At 48.6% G+C, this 1561-nt stretch carries 1 protein-coding gene; it reads right to left on the minus strand.

Annotation, left to right across the window (positions count from 1 at the left end; translation table 11 throughout):
• Positions 1-1561, minus strand: a 1561-nt coding sequence (locus R7Q41_RS23935; RefSeq protein ID WP_276385191.1) for a Tn3 family transposase, incomplete at both ends; no start/stop codon positions are given.

A 1561-nucleotide genomic window follows, 5' to 3' on the forward strand; every position in this document is an offset into this window, starting at 1 on the left:
CGTTGCACATACTGCCGCAAACTGGCATCGTCGATGTAGTCAAGTAAATATTGCGCTTTAACCAGTCGATTATACTCTGTCAGCGCCTGTAATATCGGGTGTCCTGAAGGATAACCAGACAGTTTTCTCACCAGTATTGCCTGTGTTGTTCGTTTTGTCTGAAGTGACAGGACAATACGCCTGATATCCTGCCATCCCGTTTCGATGACCCCCGTCCTGATGGGTTTCTTCAGCGCAAGTATGGTGTTACATTGTTCATTTTCAGTCACCTCAAACAGATCGTTGATGACGCTGTTAAATTGCGCGTATCGCGGTGCAAAGCTGTAGCCGCATAGATCCAATAAAGCGAAGTTGACGTGATTGACACCGTGTGTATCTGTCGAGAGTACGTCAGGTTTGATATCGCTGCTGTTGGATTGCAACAGATCATAGATATAGTGTGATTCATGCTCGTTGGAGCCGATTATCCGTGCATTCAGCGCGCTGTGATTGGCGACCAGGGTCATGGCCGTGATCCCTTTATTGGTACCGAAGTACTTCGAGGAATACCGGGTTTTAAACGTTTCCAGATGCGTTTCGAATTTCTGACCATCCGCACTGGCGTGCAACTGGTCCTCCTGAATATGGTAGTGGCGGAAGATGGGTAATGAAGCCACCGCATTATTGATCACGTCGCTGGCATCATGCAGCGTTTCAGGTCGGATATAGTTAGCCTGTACTGTACTCAGGTGTTCATAACTGCGGTCGGAGATCTGCGCCATACCATACACACCACGGTGAGTGGCGTTAGCAATCAGAATGGCCAGTAAATCATCCTGATGAGTAGTTCCCTGTTTTTGTATTGGCAGCACATGTGTCAGGCATCGCATAAACCCGGTTTCGCGCTCAACATACCGCAGGACATCCGCGATACCGACTGGCTGCATTCGCTTAAAGAAGGGATTGTTGACCAGAGATGTAGCGCCTTTTGTTGGCAGGTGCCAGCGGGTGCCCGAGCGATTTTTCATGATTACATTGCGATTATCTCCCTCATCAATATGGCGCGCCACGTCTTTGAGCGCGCTTTCCAGTCGATGTTGTTTCTCCTGTAACAATGCGTCAACAGGTTGTTTTAGTCTGTCCAGCGTTGATGACTCCAGCAGTGCATCCTGCGATGTTTGGGGGATCAGGTCGTCTTCCAGTGCCCGGTATTTGGTGACATTTGACAGATAAATACGTCCGTTCAGTCGTGAAGTTAACTGCCGGTAGAGCAGCCATTCATAACGTTGCGGATTAACGTTATCCTGTTTCACCAGCCATGGGAGGTGCTTTTTGGGGATAAGCGACGTATCCATTGTCATCAGTGATTCACCGGATACAATTTCCGTTTGCATCTTTTGAAGTTGGGCGACGACGGCTTCTGAGCCTTTACCGGCCTCACATTCAAGGCACAGGAACACTGGTCTTAACAACTGTTCCAGAAGGTTTCGTTGTTCGTCATAATATTGCCACTGGTACTCTTCCACGGTCCGTTTCTGTTTTTTCAGGTAAAGGCAGAGGGTCTGGATATCCCTGTCATTCA

Origin of the sequence: Vibrio sp. 2096 (genome assembly GCF_033339595.1) — a bacterium.
Classification (GTDB): domain Bacteria; phylum Pseudomonadota; class Gammaproteobacteria; order Enterobacterales; family Vibrionaceae; genus Vibrio; species Vibrio alginolyticus.